Here is a 17,357-nt window from a genome sequence, read left to right as displayed (position 1 = left end):
ATGCGCAACCCGGTCGGCGGCCATGTTCCGGTGGCCGGCGGCCTCGCCAAGGTCGGCCTCCCCTACGCCCGGGAGATGGAGGCGGAGGCCGTCCAGGTCTTCGTCGCCAACCCGCGCGGCTGGGCGACCCCCGTCGGCGACCCGGTCCAGGACGAACGGTTCCGGGAGGAGTGCGCCGCGCGGTCCGTACCGGCGTACGTCCATGCCCCGTACCTGATCAACTTCGGGTCGCACACGGAGGCGACGGTCGAGAAGTCCGTCCTGTCGCTGCGCCACTCGCTGCGCCGGGCGCGGGAGATCGGCGCCCTGGGCGTCGTGGTGCACACCGGGTCGGCGACCGGCGGCCGGCCGCGCGAGCAGGCCCTGGCCCAGGTCCGTACCCACATGCGACCGCTGCTGGACGAGCTGACGCACGACGACGACCCGTACCTGCTGCTGGAGTCGACCGCCGGGCAGGGGTTCTCGCTCTGCTCCCGGACCTGGGACTTCGGGCCGTACTTCGAGGCGCTCGACGCCCACCCCCGGCTCGGCGTCTGCCTCGACACCTGTCACATCTACGCGGCGGGCCACGACCTGGCGGGTCCCGCGGGCATGCGGCAGACCCTGGACCTGCTGGTGGAGACGGTCGGCGAAGGACGGCTGAAACTGATCCACGCCAACGACTCCAAGGACGTGGTCGGGGCCCACAAGGACCGGCACGAGAACATCGGCTCCGGCCACATCGGCGAGGAGCCCTTCCGCGAGCTGTTCCGCCACCCGGCGACCGCCGGTGTGCCCCTGATCATCGAGACACCCGGCGGCAAGGAGGGCCACGCGGCGGACGTGGCCCGGCTGAAGGGACTGCGCGACACCGACTGAGCAGGTCCTCCCGGGTCACGGACCCGACCCGCGACCGCCGGGCCGGAGCGCGACCGCCGGGTCAGAGCTCGGGGCCGTCGGTCCGCTCGGGCCGCCGGGTCAGAGCTCGGGGCCGTCCCCGGGCTCCTCCTGGTAGGAGTACCGCTGCTCGCGCCAGGGGTCACCGATGTTGTGGTAGCCGCGCTCCTCCCAGAAGCCGCGGCGGTCGGCCGTCATGTACTCGACGCCCCGGACCCACTTGGGCCCCTTCCAGGCGTAGAGGTGCGGCACGACGAGGCGGAGCGGGAAACCGTGCTCCGCGGTGAGCAGTTCTCCGCCTTTGTGGGTGGCGAAAAGTGTTCGGTCCGAGGCGAAGTCGGCGAGCCTCAGGTTCGAGCTGAAGCCGTACTCGGCCCACACCATCACATGGGTGACGTTCGGTGCCGGCGGCGCGAGTTCCAGGATCGTACGGGCCGGGACCCCGCCCCATTCGGCGCCCAGCATGCTGAATTTGGTGACGCAGTGCAGGTCGGCGACGACCGAGGCGAACGGCAGCTCCGAGAACTCCTGATGGTTCCAGCAGTGCTTCTCGCCGTCCGCCGTGGCCCCGAAGACCCGGAACTCCCAGCGCTCGGGCCGGAACTTGGGAACGGGCCCGTAATGGGTGACCGGCCAGCCTCGCTGGAGTCGTTGTCCCGGCGGAAGCTCGGACTGCTCTGACGCGCGGTGTTCCCGGCTTTCCGGCTGACCCATGCCTCCATGGTGACAGACAGGCAGGGGTGGTCCCGACCAAGGAGGGGGCGATTCAGACAACTCATAGTAAGTCTGCACTTACTGGACGGTTACGGGACGCAATGCGAAGATGCGGCCAACTTGCCCGTTTTCACCGGTTGGAAGGAGCCTCTGCGATGCAGGGCGACCCCGAGGTCCTCGAGTTCCTGAACGAGCAGCTGACCGCAGAGCTGACCGCCATCAATCAGTACTTCCTGCACGCGAAGATGCAGGACAACTTCGGCTGGACGAAGCTCGCGAAGTACACCCGCTCGGAGTCGTTCGACGAGATGAAGCATGCGGAGATCCTCACGGACCGCATCCTCTTCCTCGACGGGCTGCCCAACTACCAGCGACTGTTCCACGTGCGGGTGGGTCAGACCGTCACCGAGATGTTCCAGGCCGACCGCCAGGTCGAGGTGGAGGCGATCGACCGCCTCAAGCGCGGCATCGAGCTGATGCGCACCAAGGGCGACATCACGTCGGCGAACATCTTCGAGTCGATCCTGGAGGACGAGGAGCACCACATCGACTATCTCGACACCCAGCTGGAGCTGGTCGAGAAGCTCGGTGAGCCGCTGTACATCGCCCAGCTGATCGAGCAGCCGGACAGCTGATCCGGACCGGCGGGTCAGGCCGCTTCGGGGAGCCGGATGCCGGGCTCGACGCCGGGCGCCGCGCCCGGTACGGCGCCGGGGGCGACGGTCCGGTCGTCGGCCCCCGGGTTGGTGGCCGGGGCGTCCTCACCGGCGGTGCCGGACACCCGGTTCCGGGCCGGTGCCTCGCGCCGCGGGCAGCTGCCCCGGCCCAGCATCGCCTGGATGGCGCGGACGCAGCCGCCGCAGTCGGTGCCCGCCTTGCAGGCGGAGGCTATCTGCCGGGGCGTGCAGGCTCCGGCCTCCGCGTGCTCCTTGACCTGCTTCTCCGTGATGCCGAAGCACGAGCAGACGTACACGCGGTTCACCTCCCGGCGGGATCGGTCGTTCGCCGCCTCCCCGTTGAATGGTGAGGCGAACCTAACCTTACCTGGCGCGAGAAGGCGTTGAAAGCCTCCGAACGGCCCGTGGGGCACGGATCACATCGATCCGTGCCCCACAGTCATACGCGTGCCACCTGCGGTGATGCCTACTGGTCCCGGTACATCTCGGCGACCAGGAACGCCAGGTCGAGGGACTGGCTGCGGTTGAGCCGCGGGTCGCAGGCCGTCTCGTAGCGCTGGTGCAGGTCGTCCACGAGGATCTCGTGTCCGCCGCCGACGCACTCGGTGACGTCGTCGCCGGTGAGCTCGACGTGGATGCCGCCCGGGTGGGTGCCGAGGGCCTTGTGGACCTCGAAGAAGCCCTTGACCTCGTCCAGGACGTCGTCGAAGCGACGGGTCTTGTGGCCGGAGGCGGCCTCGAAGGTGTTGCCGTGCATCGGGTCGGTCACCCAGGCCACGGTGGCGCCGGACGCGGTGACCTTCTCGACCAGGGCCGGGAGCTTGTCGCGGACCTTGTCGGCGCCCATGCGGACGATGAAGGTCAGCCGGCCGGGCTCGCGCTCGGGGTCGAGGCGTTCGACGTAGCCGAGCGCCTCGTCGACGGTGGTCGTCGGGCCGAGCTTGATGCCGATGGGGTTGCGGATCCTCGAGGCGAACTCGATGTGCGCGCCGTCCATCTGGCGGGTGCGCTCACCGATCCAGATCATGTGGCCGGAGGTGTCGTACAGCTCGCCGGTGCGCGAGTCGGTGCGCGTCAGCGCCGACTCGTAGTCCAGCAGCAGGCCCTCGTGCGAGGCGAAGAACTCGACCGCCTTGAACTCGGCCGGGTCCGTGCCGCACGCCTTCATGAAGTTCAGCGCGTTGTCGATCTCGCGGGCGAGCGCCTCGTAGCGCTGGCCGGACGGGGACGACTTCACGAAGTCCTGGTTCCAGGCGTGCACCTGGCGCAGGTCGGCGTAACCACCGGTGGTGAAGGCGCGGACCAGGTTCAGCGTGGACGCGGAGGCGTGGTACATCCGCTTCAGGCGCTCCGGGTCCGGGACCCGGGCCTCCTCGGTGAAGGCGAAGCCGTTGACGGAGTCGCCGCGGTAGGTCGGCAGGGTGACGCCGTCGCGGGTCTCGGTCGACTTGGAGCGCGGCTTGGAGTACTGCCCGGCGATCCGGCCCACCTTCACCACGGGCACGGAGGCCGCGTAGGTCAGGACGGCACTCATCTGGAGCAGCGTCTTCAATTTGGCCCGGATGTGGTCGGCCGACACGGCGTCGAAGGCCTCGGCGCAGTCGCCGCCCTGCAACAGGAACGCCTCGCCCTTGGCGACGGCTCCCATGCGGGCGCGCAGCTGATCGCATTCGCCCGCGAAGACGAGCGGCGGATACGACGCGAGGTCCGCGATCACATCGCGCAGAGCCTCGGCATCGGGGTACTCGGGCTGCTGCGCCGCGGGAAGGTCTCGCCAGGTGTTGCCACCGGCGACGGAGGTATTGGCGTTCACGGTCACGTCCCCAACACTACGGGGTCCGGCCGGGCGTCCATCCGAAAGCTCAATGGGTGAGACACGCGCGTCCCGACGGCGCCGGCGTCCGCTAGGGTTCGGGACATGTTCGCGCAGAAGAACCAGAACTGGTGGTGGACCGCTCATCCGGCGGCCCACTGATCGATCGCGCGACAGACCACGCGAAGGCCGCCCGAGGGGCGGCCTTTCCCCGTTCATGGGGAGCCGTTCCTCCGACCGGAAGGAACGACCCGTGAACAATCCGCTGCACCCTCGCACCGCCACCGTCGTCGAACGGCTCCTGGGCGACGACTGCCCGCCGTTCGCGCTGCTGCGCAGGCGCACCCCCGGCCACGACCACGACGTCGTCGACGTACTGATCGGCCGGGTGCACGAGGCCGCCCGGCTCGCCGACATCCCGGTCGGCGCACTGCCCTCGCTGGCCCTGGTGCCGTTCCGGCAGATCGCCGAGCGCGGCTTCGACGTGCGCGACGACGGGACACCGCTGTCCGTGCTGGTCGCGGACGAGGCGTACGAGCTGCCGCTCGCGGAGGTGCTGGACCACCTGCCGGTGAAGGACGTGCGCGTCGAGGGCGGCGCCTTCGACATCGGGGACGAGGAGTACGCCGGGATCGTCCGGCGGGTCGTCGAGGACGAGATCGGCCGGGGCGAGGGGGCGAACTTCGTCATCCGGCGGACCTTCCGGGGCGAGATCCCCGGCTTCGGCCGGACCGACGCGCTGGCCCTGTTCCGGCGGTTGCTGGCCGGTGAGCGGGGCGCGTACTGGACCTTCGTCGTGCACACGGGCGGCAGTGGGACCGAAGGGGCCTCCGCGTCGGGGCGGGTGCTGGTCGGGGCCAGTCCCGAGGTCCATGTGCGGATGTCCGGCGGGACCGTCGTGATGAACCCGATCAGCGGAACGTACCGCTATCCCGCCGAGGGGCCGACGACCGGGAGCCTGCTGTCCTTCCTCGCCGACCGCAAGGAGACCGAGGAACTCTCCATGGTGGTCGACGAGGAACTGAAGATGATGTGCACCGTCGGCGACATGGGCGGGGTGGTGGTCGGGCCGCGGCTCAAGGAGATGGCCCATCTGGCGCACACCGAGTACGAGCTGCGCGGACGCTCCTCGCTGGACGTGCGGGAGGTGCTGCGGGAGACGATGTTCGCGGCGACGGTCACCGGCTCCCCGGTGCAGAACGCCTGCCGGGTCATCGAGCGGTACGAGGCCGGCGGGCGCGGCTACTACGCGGGGGCCCTGGCCCTGCTGCGGCAGGAGCCGGACGGGACGCAGACCCTGGACTCGCCGATCCTGATCCGCACCGCCGACATCTCGGCCGACGGGCGGCTGCGGGTGCCGGTCGGGGCGACGCTCGTACGGCATTCCGACCCGGACGGCGAGGTCGCCGAGACCCACGCGAAGGCGGCCGGGGTGCTCACCGCGCTCGGGGTGCGGCCCGGCCGGCCGCGGGACGAGGAGGCCCGGCCCCGGCTGGCGGGCGACCCGCGGGTGAGGGCCGCCCTGGACGCCCGGCGGGACGGCCTCGCGCCGTTCTGGCTGCGGATGCAGGAGCGCGCCCACGAGCTGTCGGGCCGGGCGCTGGTGATCGACGGGGAGGACACCTTCACCGCGATGCTGGCGCACCTGCTGCGTTCCTCGGGGCTGGACGTGTCGGTGCGCCGCTACGACGAGCCGGGGCTGCGCGAGCTGGTGCGGGCCCACGAGGGGCCCGTCGTGCTGGGCCCGGGGCCGGGTGACCCGGGCGACGCCGCCGATCCGAAGATGCGGCTGCTGCGCGGCCTCGCCGCGGAGCTGCTCCGGGAGCACCGGCACGGTCTGCTGGGGGTCTGCCTCGGCCATGAGCTGATCGCGGCGGAGCTGGGGCTGGACATCGTCCGCAAGACCGTGCCGTACCAGGGCGCGCAGACCCGGATCGACCTGTTCGGGCGGCCGGAGACGGTCGGCTTCTACAACAGCTTCACCGCGCGCTGCGACGGGGACGCGGAGTCCGAGCTGGCAGCGCACTCCATCGAGGCGAGCGTGGACGGGGCCACCGGTGAGCTGCACGCGCTGCGCGGGCCGGGCTTCGCCTCGGTGCAGTTCCACCCGGAGTCGGTGCTGACGCTGCGCGGCTCGGCGATCGTGACGGAGCTGCTGGCGGGGCTGCCGGTGGCCGGTTGAAGGACCGAGGGGCCAAAGGAAGCGGGCGGGCCCCGGCACGGTACGGGGCCCGTTCCCGAGGACCGGCCCGGACGTCCGGGCCGGGGCTCAGTCCTTCGGGAGCGCCGGGACGAGGACGTTCTCGCTGCGGCGGCCGGCCAGGTAGTCGGCGACGTTGCGCACCGTGGCGTCGATGATCTGCTCCACGGCGTCCCGGGTGTAGTACGCCTGGTGCGAGGTCACGATGACGTTCGGGAAGGTGACGAGCCGGGCGAGGGCGTCGTCGTCGATGCCCTCCAGGGACTTGTCGAGGAAGAAGAGCCCGGCCTCCGCCTCGTACACGTCCAGTCCGACGCCCAGGAAGCGGCCCGCGCGCAGTTCGGCGATCAGGGCCGTGGTGTCGATGAGTCCGCCGCGGCTGGAGTTGATCAGGATCGCGTCGTCCTTCATCCGTGCCAGGGCCCGCGCGCCGATGATGTGGTGGGTCGCGGGCAGCAGCGGGACATGCAGGCTGACCAGGTCGGACTCGGCGAGCAGCCGTTCCTTGTCCACGTACCTCATGCCGAGCTCGACGCAGGCGGGGTTCTCGGCGACGTCCCAGCCGAGCAGTTCCATGCCGAAGCCGTGGGCGATACGGGTGAACGCCTCGCCGATCCTGCCGGTGCCGATCACCCCCGCGGTGCGGCCGTGCAGATCGCGGCCGAGGAGGCCGTCGAGCCGGAAGTCGAAGTCGCGGGTGCGGCCCGCGGCCCGTACGACGCGGCGGTTGACGGCCATCGCGAGGGTCCAGGCGAACTCGGCGACCGAGTACGGCGAGTAGGAGGAGACCCGGGCGACCCGCAGGGCGAGCCGCTCGGCCACGTCGAGATCGATGTTGTTGAAGCCGGTGGAGCGCTGGGCGATCATCTGCGTGCCCCCGGCCGCGAGGGTCTGCAGCACACCACTGCCCAGGTCGGCGTTGACGCTGGTGGAGATGATCTCGTGGCCCGCCGCGATGGGGGCGGTGTCCCTGTTCAGGAAGACATCCAGGCAGCGGACCTCGTGCCGACCCGCGAACGCCTTCTCGATCAGCGGCTTCTCGTCGGACTGCACGCCGAAGGCCAGGATTTCCACGACTTCTCCCGTTCACCGCGCGGAGCTGGGGCATGGTCCGGCCCCCCGGCACCGGCCCTCGCGAATATACGGCCCGGGCCCCCGGTGCGCCGCCCGGCCGACGGCCCCGGCCGGCGCTCAGGCGTCGTCGAGGCCGCGCTCGATCGCGTACCGCACCAGCTCCACCCGGTTGTGCAGCTGGAGCTTGCCCAGGGTGTTCTGGACGTGGTTCTGCACGGTGCGGTGCGAGATGACCAGGCGCTCGGCGATCTGCTTGTACGAGAGTCCCTTGGCGACCAGCCGCAGCACCTCGGTCTCGCGCTCGGTGAGCTGCGGGGCCTTGGGTTCGTCGGACGCGGCGGGCGCGGGGTCGGAGGCGAGCCTGCGGTACTCGCCGAGGACCAGCCCGGCCAGGCCGGGGGTGAAGACGGGGTCGCCGACGGCAGTGGACCGCACGGCCTCGGTCAGCTCCTGCGTACTGGCCGACTTGAGCAGGTAGCCGGTGGCGCCGGACTTGACCGCCTCCAGGACGTCGGCGTGCTCGCCGCTGGCGGAGAGCACCAGCACCCGCAGCCCGGGGTTGGAGCCGACCAGCTCCTTGCAGACCTGGACGCCGGGCATGCCGGGCAGGTTGAGGTCGAGCACGAGGACGTCGGGCGCCGCGGCCCTCGCCCTGCGGACGGCCTGCGGTCCGTCACCGGCGGTGGCCACCACGTCGAAGCCCGACTCCGAGAGGTCGCGGGCGACCGCGTCGCGCCACATCGGGTGGTCGTCGACCACCATGACCTTGATGGGCCGTTCCTCCGTGCCCCGGGTGTTCTCCGTGCTCATCCTGCTGATCCCGCCTTCCCCCGTGAAACCTTCGGTACCTTCAACTCGACCTCGGTGCCCTGGCCGGGCACCGAAATCAACTCCGCCGTGCCGCCCAGGTCACGCAGTCTCCCCCGGATCGACAGGGCGACCCCCATCCGCCCCTCCCCCTCGGCCTGGGCGAGCCGCCCCTCCGGGATTCCGGGGCCGTCGTCCCGGACCGTGACGATCACCTCGTCCGGCCAGTCCTCGACGAGGATCCACGCCTGGGCATTCTCCCCCGCGTGGACCCTGACGTTGTCCAGCGCGGCACCGACGGCGGCCGCCAGCTCCTTCGCGGCGGCGGGTGCGAGCAGCACCGGGGCGCCGGGCTCCGCGAAGCTGACCCGGGAGCCCGCGTGCGGGGCGAGCAGGGAGCGCAGATCGCAGTCGGCCCGGTCGGACGACTCGTCGTCGACCTCGATGCTGCGGACGACCGCGCCCTCGGCGGCGTCCTCGGAGACCCGGGTGGTGGGGACGAGTCCGCTGGAGACCAGGGTGCGCAGGGCCACCTCCTGTTCCCCGGCCATCCGGCCCAGTTCGGCGGCCTCCCCGCCGAGCGCGGTGCCGCGGCGCTGGACCATCGCGAGGACCTGGAGCACGCTGTCGTGGATGTCCCGGGCCAGGCGTTCCCGCTCGCGGGTGGCCGCCTCGATCTCCAGGGCGCGGGCGAGGGTGCGCTCACTGGCCCTGGCGACCTCGACGACGTAGCCGATGGCGACGGAGGCGACCCAGACCAGCAGGACGTTGTGGAAGGTGTCCCGGCTCGGATTGCCGCGCTCGACGATGTTGACGACGGCCACGAAGGTGGAGGCGAAGGCCGCCCACCGCCAGCCGCCCTTGATCGCGAAGGCCAGTACGGAGCCCGCGGTCCAGATGGACGGCAGCGTCGGGCCGTCCATGGACCGGGCCTCGACGTTGGCGAGGGGGGTGAGGAGTATGCCGGTGAGCGCGATCGCCAGGTCGGTGCCGAGGAAGCGCTTGGTGCAGGCGACGGCGCCCGAGACCTTCGGGAGGGTGGCGAGCGTCCAGACCACCATCACCGCCAGAAAGGCGAAGGCCACCCACGGCCGTTCGTACTTGTCCCGGCCGTAGACGGAGAGCAGCACCGCGTACAGCATCGTCAGGACGCGGTACCCGGTCAGCGCGCGCCACAGCGGCTGCTCGACCGACATCCGTACGACCCGCTCGCGCCTGGCCATGATCCCCACCCCCCGGACGGAAACGACGCGCGGACGCGCCGTACCGTTCCGTCACCCTCGCGTGCCGGGCTCTCCGCCCGCGTTCTTCTCCGCCTCGGCCTTCTTCTCCACCTCGGCCCGGTGCTTGGCCTCGTCCGCGATCTGCCGCTTGGCCGCCGTCGCGTAGATGTCGACGTACTCCTGGCCGGAGAGCTTCATGATCTCGTACATCACCTCGTCGGTGACCGAGCGCAGGATGAAGCGGTCCCCGTCCATGCCGTGGTAGCGGCTGAAGTCGAGCGGCTTGCCGATCCTGATGCCCGGGCGCATCAGCTTGGGCATCACCTGGCCGGGCGGCTGGATCTTCTCCGTGTCGATCATCGCGACGGGGATGACGGGCGCCCCGGTGGCCAGTGCCACCCGGGCCAGTCCGCCGGGTTTGCCGCGGTAGAGGCGGCCGTCGGGCGAGCGGGTGCCCTCGGGGTAGATGCCGAAGAGGCCGCCGCTCTCGACGACCGCGATGCCCGCCTTGATGGCCGCCTCGCCCGCGCCGCGGGCTCCCGAGCGGTCCACCGGGAGCTGGCCGACGCCCTTGAAGAAGGCGGCGGTGAGCTTGCCCTTCACGCCGGAACCGGTGAAGTACTCGGACTTGGCGATGAAGGTGACCTTGCGGTCCAGGACGGCCGGCAGGAAGAACGAGTCGGAGAACGACAGGTGGTTGCTCGCGAGGATCGCCGGTCCCTGCGCGGGGATGTTCTCCAGGCCCTCCACCCATGGCCGGAAGGCGAGCTTCAGGCCCCCGCCGATGGAGAACTTCATTGCGCCGTAGATCAACTCGGGTGCCTCCTGTGTGCTGTCCGACAGACCTTAACCCGTGCGGGCGCTTGCGCTCCCGCCCGGCACGGGGCCGACGCCGCGGCCGGGGCCGCGACGGCCCTGGTCGGTGTCGGCCCGGTCGCGTACGGTGAAGTGGCGGCCGAGGCCGTAATCCTTCCGCACACCCCTTCTTCGCTCCTTCCGCGAGCCTCACGAACAGGAGACCTTGGTGCCGGTCCTTCCCGGAGCCGAGCCGTTCCGCCACGACGGCGGAGAGGTCGGCGTCCTCCTCTGCCACGGATTCACCGGCTCCCCGCAGTCGCTGCGCCCCTGGGCGGAATACCTGGCGGAGCGCGGGCTGACCGTCTCGTTGCCGCTGCTGCCCGGACACGGCACCCGCTGGCAGGACATGCAGCTCACCGGCTGGCAGGACTGGTACGCGGAGGTGGACCGGGAGCTGCGGGGCCTGCTGGAGCGGTGCGAGCGGGTCTTCGTCTTCGGGCTGTCCATGGGCGGCGCGCTGGCGCTGCGGCTGGCCGCGAAGCACGGGGACGCGATCAGTGGTCTGGTGCTGGTGAATCCGGCGAACAAGGTGCACGGCCTGGCCGCGTACGCGCTGCCGGTCGCCCGTCATCTGGTGCGGACCACGAAGGGGCTGGCCAGCGACATCGCCCTGGAGGGCTCCGACGAGGTGGGGTACGACCGGGTGCCGCTGCACGCGGCGCACTCGGTGCGGAGGTTCTTCCGCCTGGTCGACGCCGAACTGCCCCAGGTCACCCAGCCGATCGTGCTGCTGCACAGTCCGCAGGACCATGTGGTCCCGCCCGCCGACTCGGCCCGCATCCTCGGCCGGGTGTCGTCGACGGACGTCGAGGAGATCCTGCTGGAACAGAGCTACCACGTGGCGACGTTGGACCACGACGCGGAGCGGATCTTCGAGGAGAGCCATCGGTTCATCGGCCGCCTCGCCCCGAGCGTCGGACAGAAGGGGAGCACGTCAGGTGGCTGAGCACGACGCGGAGCGCGCGGGCGGCGAGGAGGAGCGCGAGCCCCTCCCCGCGGAGGGACGCAAGCACCTTCCCGCGGAGGGGCGCGATTCCCTGCCCGCGGAGGGGGCCGCCGTGCCCGACGACGGTACGGGCCCGCAGGACGCCCCGGTCCAGAAGGCACCCCCGGTGTCCGGGGGCGACCGGCCCGGCCCGGGGCTCGACGAGGACGCCGCGTGGCAGGCGATCGTCGCGGGGTACGGCGAGGAGCCGCCGGACCCGCCGGGTGCCAAGCCGTTCAGGTCGATCGAGGACCTCGCGCTGCTGGAGGACGAGGGCCGGTCGGAGGTGCTCGACCCGGACAAGGGGCTGGGGAAGAAGTCCCCGAAGCCGCCGGAGCGGCCGCTCGGCAGTTCGGTGGTGTTCGCCCCCGGGGTCGGTGTCGGCGGTCCCCGCGACTACGAGGTGGCGGAGCCGAAGGACGACGACCTCGACGAGGGCGACGAGGGGCATTTCGTCCCGCCGGAGCCGCCGCCGCTGCCGGAGGCCGACGTCACGGCGAAGTTCGCCTGGCTCGCGGTGGTCGGCGGCCCGGTGCTGATGCTGGTCGCGATCCTGCTGCAGTGGGAGATGACCTGGTGGCTCACGACGATCTGCGTCGGCGGCTTCCTGGGCGGTTTCGTCACGCTGGTGGCTCGCATGGAGGACGACGACGAGGAGGACGACGACCCCGGGCGCGGGGCGGTCGTCTGATCCGGAGCGGGCCCCGGGGGAACCCGGTGGCCCGCGGCGCCGCCGGGCTCTCAGCGGCCCGGCGCGCGGGGCGGTACGAGGACGGTCGCCGGGACCCGTAGCGCCGCCAGTACCGGCAGGTGGTCCGTGGCCGCCCGCAGGTCCGCCCCGGTGACCCCGGGCAGCCCGGCCGGGACGCCGCAGCCGAGCACCTCGATCCCCCCGGTCGCGAAGATCGCGTCGATGCGCTTGCGCGGCCCGTCCGCCGGGGAGGTGTTCTCCTCCCCCCACGGCCGGACCGCCCGGCAGTCCTGGAGCCGCCCGGCCAGCCGCCGGAACGCCGGGCCGGTCGGTACGTCGTTGAGGTCGCCGGCCGCGACGGCGTGTTCGACGCCCATCGTCTCCAGCCGTTCCAGCAGCAGCTCCGCCTGGGTCAGGCGTTCGTCGCGCTGGAGGCTCAGATGGAAGCTCAGCAGGCCGATCCGGGTGCCCGCGATCCGTACCACCGACGTGGCGAAGCCCCTGCGGTGCAGTCCGGGGGTGAGCGGCAGCAGGACGTCCTCCGTCCGCTCCACCGAGGCGCGCAGCGAGCACAGCAGCAGCGGTCCGGCCGCCGTGGCACCGCCGCCGAGCACGACCAGACCGGTGCGGGCCGCGAGCCAGGCGGCGCGCTTGCGCCAGCGGAAGAAGCGCGGCGCCTCCTGGACGAGGACGAGGTCGGGGGCGCAGGCGGTGATGACTCGGGCCAGTGCCTCGCAGTCGTCGCGCATCGACCGGATGTTGTAGGAGAGCACCCTGATGACGGCCGAACCATCCGGCTCGGTACGGGAGTCGGGCAGTGGCGTCAGGACCATGTGTCCCACGATACGACGGACGCCCGCCGCTCCCCCAGGGGCGCGACGGGCGTCCGGCCGAAGGCCACCCGACGGGCTCTCAGCCCTGACGGGCGAGGTCCGCCGCACCCACCAGGCCTGCCTCGCCGCCCAGTTGGGCCGCGAGCACCTGGGCGTGCGGACGCCACTGGCCGCCGATCAGCCAGCGCCGGAACGACTTACGGATCGGGTCGAGGACGAGTTCGCCCTCGTCCGACACGCCGCCGCCGACGATGAAGGCGGACGGGTCGAAGAGCGAGGCGAGGTCGGCGAGTCCGGCACCGGCCCAGCGGGCCAGCTCCCGGAACGAGTCGATCGCGACCGGGTCGCCCTGCCGGGCGGCCTGGCTGATGTGCTTGCCCTCGATGCCGTCCACCGTGCCGTCACCGAGCGACAGCAGGACGGTGGCGTTCTCCGGGGTGGCGTTGGCGCGCTGCCTGGCGTACCGGACCAGGGCGCGCCCGGAGGCGTACTGCTCCCAGCAGCCCTGGCTGCCGCAGCCGCAGAGCAGACCGTCCGGGACGACCCGGATGTGGCCGAACTCCGCCGCCACGCCGAAGCGTCCGCGGCGCAGTTTGTTGCCGATGATGATGCCGCCGCCGAGGCCGGTGCCGAGCGTGATGCAGATGACGTCGTCGTGGCCCTGTCCGGCACCGAAGCGGTATTCGCCCCAGGCGGCGGCGTTGGCGTCGTTCTCGACGACGACGGGGAGGCCGACGCGCTGTTCGACCTTGTCCTTCAGCGGTTCGTGGCGCCAGTTGATGTTCGGGGCGAACAGCACGGTGGCACGCTTGTCGTCGACGTATCCGGCGGCCCCGATGCCGACGGCCTCGATGCTGCGTCCCTCGCTCGCGCCGGACACGGCCGTCGCGATCGCGTCCACGATGCCTTCGGCGGTCGGCGGGGTCGGCACCTTGTGCGTGGAGAGGATGCGGCCCTCTTCGTCGACCACGCCGGCCGCGATCTTCGTGCCGCCGATGTCGACGCCGATGGTGAGTCCCATGAATCCCTCAGTTCCGGTCGAGCCCCGCTGTGGCCAACCGTACCCGAGCCGGACCCCCGGTCCTTTCGCCGCCGGTCAGTCCAGGTCGATGTGTTCGCCCGCGGCGGGGGGCTCGTCACGGGGGTCGGTGGGGTCGCCGGCCTGCTTCCGCGTGCCCTCGGGGTCCCCGGCCTCCCGGGTCCAGCGGCGTTCCTGGCCCTCGACGGCGGAGCGGTAGGCGGCGAGGAGTTCCCCGCCGGCCGCCGCGATGTGGTCGAAGACCTCGGGGTTGCGTTCGATGACGGGTCCGACGGCGGACTTCGCCTGCTTGATGATCTGCTGCACGGTGCCCTGGGCCGCCGCGCCGAGCAGCGGCGTCTGGAGGGACGAGACCTTGTCGGCCACGGCGTCGACCAGCTTGCGCAGCTCCTCGGCGGCGGAGCCGGGCGGCGGTCCCTGCCGCTCGCGGCGGCGGGCCTTCTCCGCCTCCAGGTCCTCGGCGCAGGCCCTGGCCCACGCGTCGTCGTCGACGGGACGATCGGTGGCTTCGCTCATGGCGGACTCCTGCGACGGGGTGTGCCCGCGACACGGTGTGCCGGCGGCCCGGCGTACGGGGCACGTACTACCGACGTTACCCGAACCGCGACCCGCCGTTCAGGGGGTCCGGCGACGGCTGCCGCGCCACCTGCTGCCGGGCACTCTCAGTCCGTGCGGGGCCACAGGCCGGGGTCCGGCGTGAACCGGACCCGGAGCACCCCGTCGGTGAGGGCGGCGCCGGAGACGGTGCAGCGGCGCAGCCCGGACTCCAGGGGGACGATCCGGTGGAACGGGCCCACGGTGAGCAGCAGTTCGCCGCCCCGGCGGACCAGCTGGAGGTCCTCCTTGACGGCGCCCGGCAGCGGCAGGCACCAGACGAGGACCGGGTCGCCGTCGGCGGAGCGCGGGGCGGGCACGATCCGGCCGCCGGACCGTGCTCCGTCGAAGCCCTCGGGGGCGTCCGGGTCCTCGGTCCACCAGGGGTCGTCGGCCCGTCCGGGGTCCTGTCCGTCCAGCCGTCCGGCGAGTCCGCCGTCCGCGTCGGGGGCGGTGTCCAGGAGGGCCAGGTCGTCGGGGCCGCGCGGGTCGCGGCCGAGGTGGGGCACCTCGCACAGGGCGGTGTCGGGTGCCCACTGCTCGTACCAGTGGTCGACGGTCTTCTCCTGCTGCGCGGCCAGCGCCGCGAACCAGGGGTCGGCGGAGTGCCGGGGCAGCGTCCGGTTCACGGCGAGGGTGTCGACGCGCAGTCCGTGCAGGGCGAGGCCGGTGCGGGCGGTGCGCAGGGCCTCCTCGGCCGCGGGTCCGGGCTCCGCGACCAGCCGGACGGTGGTGGTGCGGTCCTCGATCAGGGCCTGGACGGCGGCCAGCTCGGCGTCCTTGCGGGCGGCGGCCTCGTACAGCCACTGGGCGGGCATGGGGACGCCGGCGAGCTGGGCGAGCATCGGGCGCAGGGCGCGGGCGGCCTGGCGTTCGGGGGGCAGCAGCCGGCGCAGGTAGCGGCGCAGCTGTTCGGGGAGGGCGAGCACGGCGAGCGCCTCGCGCAGCGGCGGCAGGTCGACGACGAGGAGTTCGTGTCCCGCGCGGGACCAGTCGCCCTCGGCGGCCCGGCGCAGGGTGTGCAGCAGGGCGAGCTGGGTGCTGCCGGGCAGTTCGGTGAGCTCCTCGCCGTCCAGCCGGTTCCCGCCGAGCAGGTCGAGCACGCCGGAGGCCCGGTCCTGGAGGGCGAGGAGTTCGTCGCGGAAGTGCTCGCCGGAGTCGATCCGGGCCGACCACAGCTTGTCGGCGACCTCGACCGGCTCGGTGTCCGCGGGCAGGCCGGGCACGGCGTCGGCGGAGAGCAGCAGGGTGCGGCGGCCGCGGCGGGCCGCCGCGAGGGCGGTCGCCGCGGCGACGGTGGTACGGCCTGCGCCGCCGGGGCCGGTGACGAGGACCGTACGCATTCGGGTCAGGCCTTCGGGCCGGACTCGACGCGCTTCTTCAGTCCGGCCAGGGCCCGGTCGATGATGACCTTCTCGGCCTTGCGCTTGATCATGCCGAGCATCGGGATCTTGACGTCGACGGTCAGCCGGTAGGTGACCTGGGTGCGGTCGCCACCGAGCGGGGCCAGTACGTACGAGCCGTCGATGGCGCGCAGCATCTGGGACTTCACGAGGGTCCAGCTGACCTCGTGGTCGCCGGTCCAGGTGTAGGCGAGGGTGTGGTCGTCCTTGATCGCTCCGGCGTCGAGGACGAGACGGACCTTCTCGGCGCGGCCCTGGTCGTCGGTGGAGAGGACCTCGGCCTCCTTGACCTCGCCGGTCCACTCGGGATAGCGGGCGAAGTCGGAGATCACTCCCATGACGTCGGCCGGCGCCGCCTCGATCGTGATGCTCGAGCTGGTGTGTTCAGCCATCGCCGTGGCTCCTCCAGTGCGGTGTACCGGTGCGTCGGCAGCGGACTGCCGCCTGAAGGCTATCGCGTGCGCGCGGCGCCTCGTCCCGGGGTGCGCTCCGGCGCCGTCACCACTCCAGGGCCCAGGGCCTGCCGGAGGAGGCGAAGTGGCCGACGTTGACGCATTCGGTGGCGCCGATCCGCATCCGGCGGACCAGCGGCTGGTGGACGTGGCCGAACAGCGCGTACCGGGGGCGGGTCCTGCGGATGGCGTCGAGCAGGGCCCGGCTGCCGCGCTCGAAGCGGCGCGCCACCGTGTCGTACGTCAGCTCCGGCACGTCGGGCGGGATGTGGGTGCAGAGCACGTCGACCGGGCCGATCGCCTCGATCTTGGCCGCGTACTCCTCGTCGTCGATCTCGTACGGGGTCTTCATCGGGGTCCGCAGGCCGCCGCCGACGAAGCCGAGGACCCGGCCGCCGATCTCGACGCGTTCGCCGTCCAGGACGGTGGTGCCGGGGCGCGCGTACTCGGGCCACAGGCCGGGGATGTCGACGTTGCCGTAGGTGGCGTACGTGGGGGTGGGGAAGGCCGCGAAGAGCTCGGCGTACTGCTTGCGCACCGCCGAGACGATCGCCGCGTCGCGGTCCATGCCCGCCCACAGGGAGCGGCCGAACGCGCGGGCCTCCTCGAAGCGGCGGGCGGTGCGCAGCTCGACGATCCGGTCGGCGTTCTCCACGCCGAACAGATCGGGGAAGATGCCGCGCGAGTGGTCGGCGTAGTCGAGGAAGAGCACCAGGTCACCGAGGCAGACCAGGGCGTCGGCGCCGTCCCCGGCACGGGCCAGCGCCTCGGTGTTCCCGTGCACGTCGCTGACCACGTGGATGCGGGTGCGCTGTCGGGTCGATGTACCCCGGCTGTCCGGTCCGGCTCGCATGACGGTCACCCTAGAACGCCGCCGTCCACCTGGGTAGAGGCCGCCGGACCTGCGCTTACCCTCGCGCGGGCGGGTCGGTGGACTACTGTGCGCGCAAGGACCACCGTTGTGTGTGACACGTAAGACATCTGGTCCGGACCCCCTATCGGGAACCGAGTACCGGTGGGTAACGTCCGGGCAGTCCAGTCGTGCTCACTTCACGGAGCACCGCCAGTCTTGGACCGCAGCCGGTGCGTCACACAGAGCCGTGGCACCGGAGCCCGAT

19 protein-coding genes are annotated in these 17,357 nt (G+C 72.1%); 6 read left to right on the top strand and 13 right to left on the bottom strand.

The window, feature by feature from the left end:
- Complete coding sequence (locus ABZZ04_RS12860) at nt 1–858, top strand: deoxyribonuclease IV (protein ID WP_356932230.1); 858 nt, start codon at nt 1–3, stop codon at nt 856–858.
- A gap of 99 nt (nt 859–957) precedes the next feature.
- Here ABZZ04_RS12860 and ABZZ04_RS12855 read toward each other — a convergent pair whose 3' ends face one another.
- Nucleotides 958–1,590, bottom strand: a complete 633-nt coding sequence (locus ABZZ04_RS12855; RefSeq protein ID WP_356932229.1) for a sulfite oxidase-like oxidoreductase — start codon at nt 1,588–1,590, stop codon at nt 958–960.
- Nucleotides 1,591–1,745: 155 nt separating this feature from the next.
- Here ABZZ04_RS12855 and bfr point away from each other — a divergent pair, with 155 nt between their 5' ends.
- A complete protein-coding gene (gene bfr / locus ABZZ04_RS12850; RefSeq protein WP_356932228.1) occupies nt 1,746–2,225 on the top strand; it encodes a bacterioferritin in 480 nt (159 codons plus the stop codon).
- 14 nt (nt 2,226–2,239) lie between these two features.
- Here bfr and ABZZ04_RS12845 read toward each other — a convergent pair whose 3' ends face one another.
- Nucleotides 2,240–2,563: a (2Fe-2S)-binding protein gene (locus ABZZ04_RS12845; protein WP_356932227.1), complete on the bottom strand. Its 324-nt coding sequence runs from the start codon at nt 2,561–2,563 to the stop codon at nt 2,240–2,242.
- Nucleotides 2,564–2,733: 170 nt separating this feature from the next.
- Nucleotides 2,734–4,080 (bottom strand): class II 3-deoxy-7-phosphoheptulonate synthase, encoded by a 1,347-nt coding sequence (locus tag ABZZ04_RS12840; protein WP_356932226.1) that lies wholly within the window; start codon nt 4,078–4,080, stop codon nt 2,734–2,736.
- Between the two features lie 105 nt (nt 4,081–4,185).
- On the opposite strand from ABZZ04_RS12840, the gene ABZZ04_RS12835 reads away from it, so the two are divergent.
- Together ABZZ04_RS12835 and ABZZ04_RS12830 are read left to right on the top strand one after the other, a co-directional pair.
- Entirely contained in the window at nt 4,186–4,242 is a 57-nt protein-coding gene (locus ABZZ04_RS12835; RefSeq protein ID WP_148835614.1) for a trp operon leader peptide, read from the top strand.
- Between the two features lie 91 nt (nt 4,243–4,333).
- Complete coding sequence (locus tag ABZZ04_RS12830; protein ID WP_356932225.1) at nt 4,334–6,262, top strand: anthranilate synthase family protein; 1,929 nt, start codon at nt 4,334–4,336, stop codon at nt 6,260–6,262.
- An 87-nt stretch (nt 6,263–6,349) separates the two neighbouring features.
- Here the strand turns inward: ABZZ04_RS12830 and ABZZ04_RS12825 are convergent, their stop codons facing one another.
- The 4 genes from ABZZ04_RS12825 to ABZZ04_RS12810 all read right to left on the bottom strand — a co-directional run bounded on the left by ABZZ04_RS12825 (nt 6,350) and on the right by ABZZ04_RS12810 (nt 10,197).
- Nucleotides 6,350–7,354 (bottom strand): 2-hydroxyacid dehydrogenase, encoded by a 1,005-nt coding sequence (locus ABZZ04_RS12825; protein WP_356932224.1) that lies wholly within the window; start codon nt 7,352–7,354, stop codon nt 6,350–6,352.
- Nucleotides 7,355–7,471: 117 nt separating this feature from the next.
- Nucleotides 7,472–8,164, bottom strand: a complete 693-nt coding sequence (locus ABZZ04_RS12820) for a response regulator transcription factor (protein WP_356932223.1) — start codon at nt 8,162–8,164, stop codon at nt 7,472–7,474.
- Nucleotides 8,161–9,384, bottom strand: coding sequence for a DUF5931 domain-containing protein (locus ABZZ04_RS12815; RefSeq protein WP_356932222.1), 1,224 nt, complete (start codon nt 9,382–9,384; stop codon nt 8,161–8,163). Before ABZZ04_RS12815 ends, ABZZ04_RS12820 begins: the two co-directional genes overlap by 4 nt.
- A gap of 51 nt (nt 9,385–9,435) precedes the next feature.
- Nucleotides 9,436–10,197 (bottom strand): lysophospholipid acyltransferase family protein, encoded by a 762-nt coding sequence (locus ABZZ04_RS12810; RefSeq protein WP_356932221.1) that lies wholly within the window; start codon nt 10,195–10,197, stop codon nt 9,436–9,438.
- Between the two features lie 211 nt (nt 10,198–10,408).
- On the opposite strand from ABZZ04_RS12810, the gene ABZZ04_RS12805 reads away from it, so the two are divergent.
- Entirely contained in the window at nt 10,409–11,188 is a 780-nt protein-coding gene (locus ABZZ04_RS12805; protein WP_356932220.1) for an alpha/beta fold hydrolase, read from the top strand.
- On the top strand, nt 11,181–11,918 hold the full coding sequence (locus ABZZ04_RS12800) for a hypothetical protein (RefSeq protein WP_356932219.1): 738 nt from the start codon (nt 11,181–11,183) through the stop codon (nt 11,916–11,918). The genes ABZZ04_RS12805 and ABZZ04_RS12800 overlap by 8 nt, the downstream gene beginning before the upstream one ends.
- A 50-nt stretch (nt 11,919–11,968) precedes the next feature.
- On the opposite strand, the gene ABZZ04_RS12795 is transcribed toward ABZZ04_RS12800, so the two are convergent.
- The 6 genes from ABZZ04_RS12795 to ABZZ04_RS12770 all read right to left on the bottom strand — a co-directional run bounded on the left by ABZZ04_RS12795 (nt 11,969) and on the right by ABZZ04_RS12770 (nt 17,092).
- Nucleotides 11,969–12,751: an endonuclease/exonuclease/phosphatase family protein gene (locus ABZZ04_RS12795; protein WP_356932218.1), complete on the bottom strand. Its 783-nt coding sequence runs from the start codon at nt 12,749–12,751 to the stop codon at nt 11,969–11,971.
- A gap of 79 nt (nt 12,752–12,830) precedes the next feature.
- Nucleotides 12,831–13,772: an ROK family glucokinase gene (locus tag ABZZ04_RS12790; RefSeq protein ID WP_356932217.1), complete on the bottom strand. Its 942-nt coding sequence runs from the start codon at nt 13,770–13,772 to the stop codon at nt 12,831–12,833.
- A 75-nt stretch (nt 13,773–13,847) separates the two neighbouring features.
- On the bottom strand, nt 13,848–14,306 hold the full coding sequence (locus ABZZ04_RS12785; RefSeq protein ID WP_356932216.1) for a DUF5304 domain-containing protein: 459 nt from the start codon (nt 14,304–14,306) through the stop codon (nt 13,848–13,850).
- A 146-nt stretch (nt 14,307–14,452) separates the two neighbouring features.
- Entirely contained in the window at nt 14,453–15,727 is a 1,275-nt protein-coding gene (locus ABZZ04_RS12780; protein WP_356932215.1) for an ArsA-related P-loop ATPase, read from the bottom strand.
- 5 nt (nt 15,728–15,732) lie between these two features.
- Nucleotides 15,733–16,179 carry an SRPBCC family protein gene (locus tag ABZZ04_RS12775; RefSeq protein WP_356932214.1) on the bottom strand — a complete coding sequence of 149 codons (447 nt, stop codon included), beginning with the start codon at nt 16,177–16,179 and terminating at the stop codon, nt 15,733–15,735.
- A gap of 106 nt (nt 16,180–16,285) precedes the next feature.
- Nucleotides 16,286–17,092, bottom strand: coding sequence for a metallophosphoesterase (locus ABZZ04_RS12770; RefSeq protein WP_356932213.1), 807 nt, complete (start codon nt 17,090–17,092; stop codon nt 16,286–16,288).
- Nucleotides 17,093–17,357 lie beyond the last annotated feature (265 nt).

It is taken from the genome of Streptomyces sp. NPDC006435 (genome assembly GCF_040612315.1).
Taxonomy (GTDB): Bacteria; Actinomycetota; Actinomycetes; order Streptomycetales; family Streptomycetaceae; genus Streptomyces.
The sequence above is the reverse complement of the archived record's forward strand: the minus strand, read 5'-3'. Positions and strand labels throughout refer to the sequence as shown.

Excerpts from the sequence above, each read along its gene's own strand:
- ABZZ04_RS12860 (WP_356932230.1), top strand. The coding sequence starts at position 1 with ATGCGCAACCCGGTCGGCGGCCATGTTCCGGTGGCCGGCGGCCTCGCC.
- ABZZ04_RS12855 (WP_356932229.1), bottom strand. The coding sequence starts at position 1,590 with ATGGGTCAGCCGGAAAGCCGGGAACACCGCGCGTCAGAGCAGTCCGAG.
- bfr (WP_356932228.1), top strand. The coding sequence starts at position 1,746 with ATGCAGGGCGACCCCGAGGTCCTCGAGTTCCTGAACGAGCAGCTGACC.
- ABZZ04_RS12820 (WP_356932223.1), bottom strand. The coding sequence starts at position 8,164 with ATGAGCACGGAGAACACCCGGGGCACGGAGGAACGGCCCATCAAGGTC.
- ABZZ04_RS12815 (WP_356932222.1), bottom strand. The coding sequence starts at position 9,384 with ATGGCCAGGCGCGAGCGGGTCGTACGGATGTCGGTCGAGCAGCCGCTG.
- ABZZ04_RS12795 (WP_356932218.1), bottom strand. The coding sequence starts at position 12,751 with ATGGTCCTGACGCCACTGCCCGACTCCCGTACCGAGCCGGATGGTTCG.
- ABZZ04_RS12790 (WP_356932217.1), bottom strand. The coding sequence starts at position 13,772 with ATGGGACTCACCATCGGCGTCGACATCGGCGGCACGAAGATCGCGGCC.
- ABZZ04_RS12785 (WP_356932216.1), bottom strand. The coding sequence starts at position 14,306 with ATGAGCGAAGCCACCGATCGTCCCGTCGACGACGACGCGTGGGCCAGG.
- ABZZ04_RS12780 (WP_356932215.1), bottom strand. The coding sequence starts at position 15,727 with ATGCGTACGGTCCTCGTCACCGGCCCCGGCGGCGCAGGCCGTACCACC.
- ABZZ04_RS12775 (WP_356932214.1), bottom strand. The coding sequence starts at position 16,179 with ATGGCTGAACACACCAGCTCGAGCATCACGATCGAGGCGGCGCCGGCC.
- ABZZ04_RS12770 (WP_356932213.1), bottom strand. The coding sequence starts at position 17,092 with ATGCGAGCCGGACCGGACAGCCGGGGTACATCGACCCGACAGCGCACC.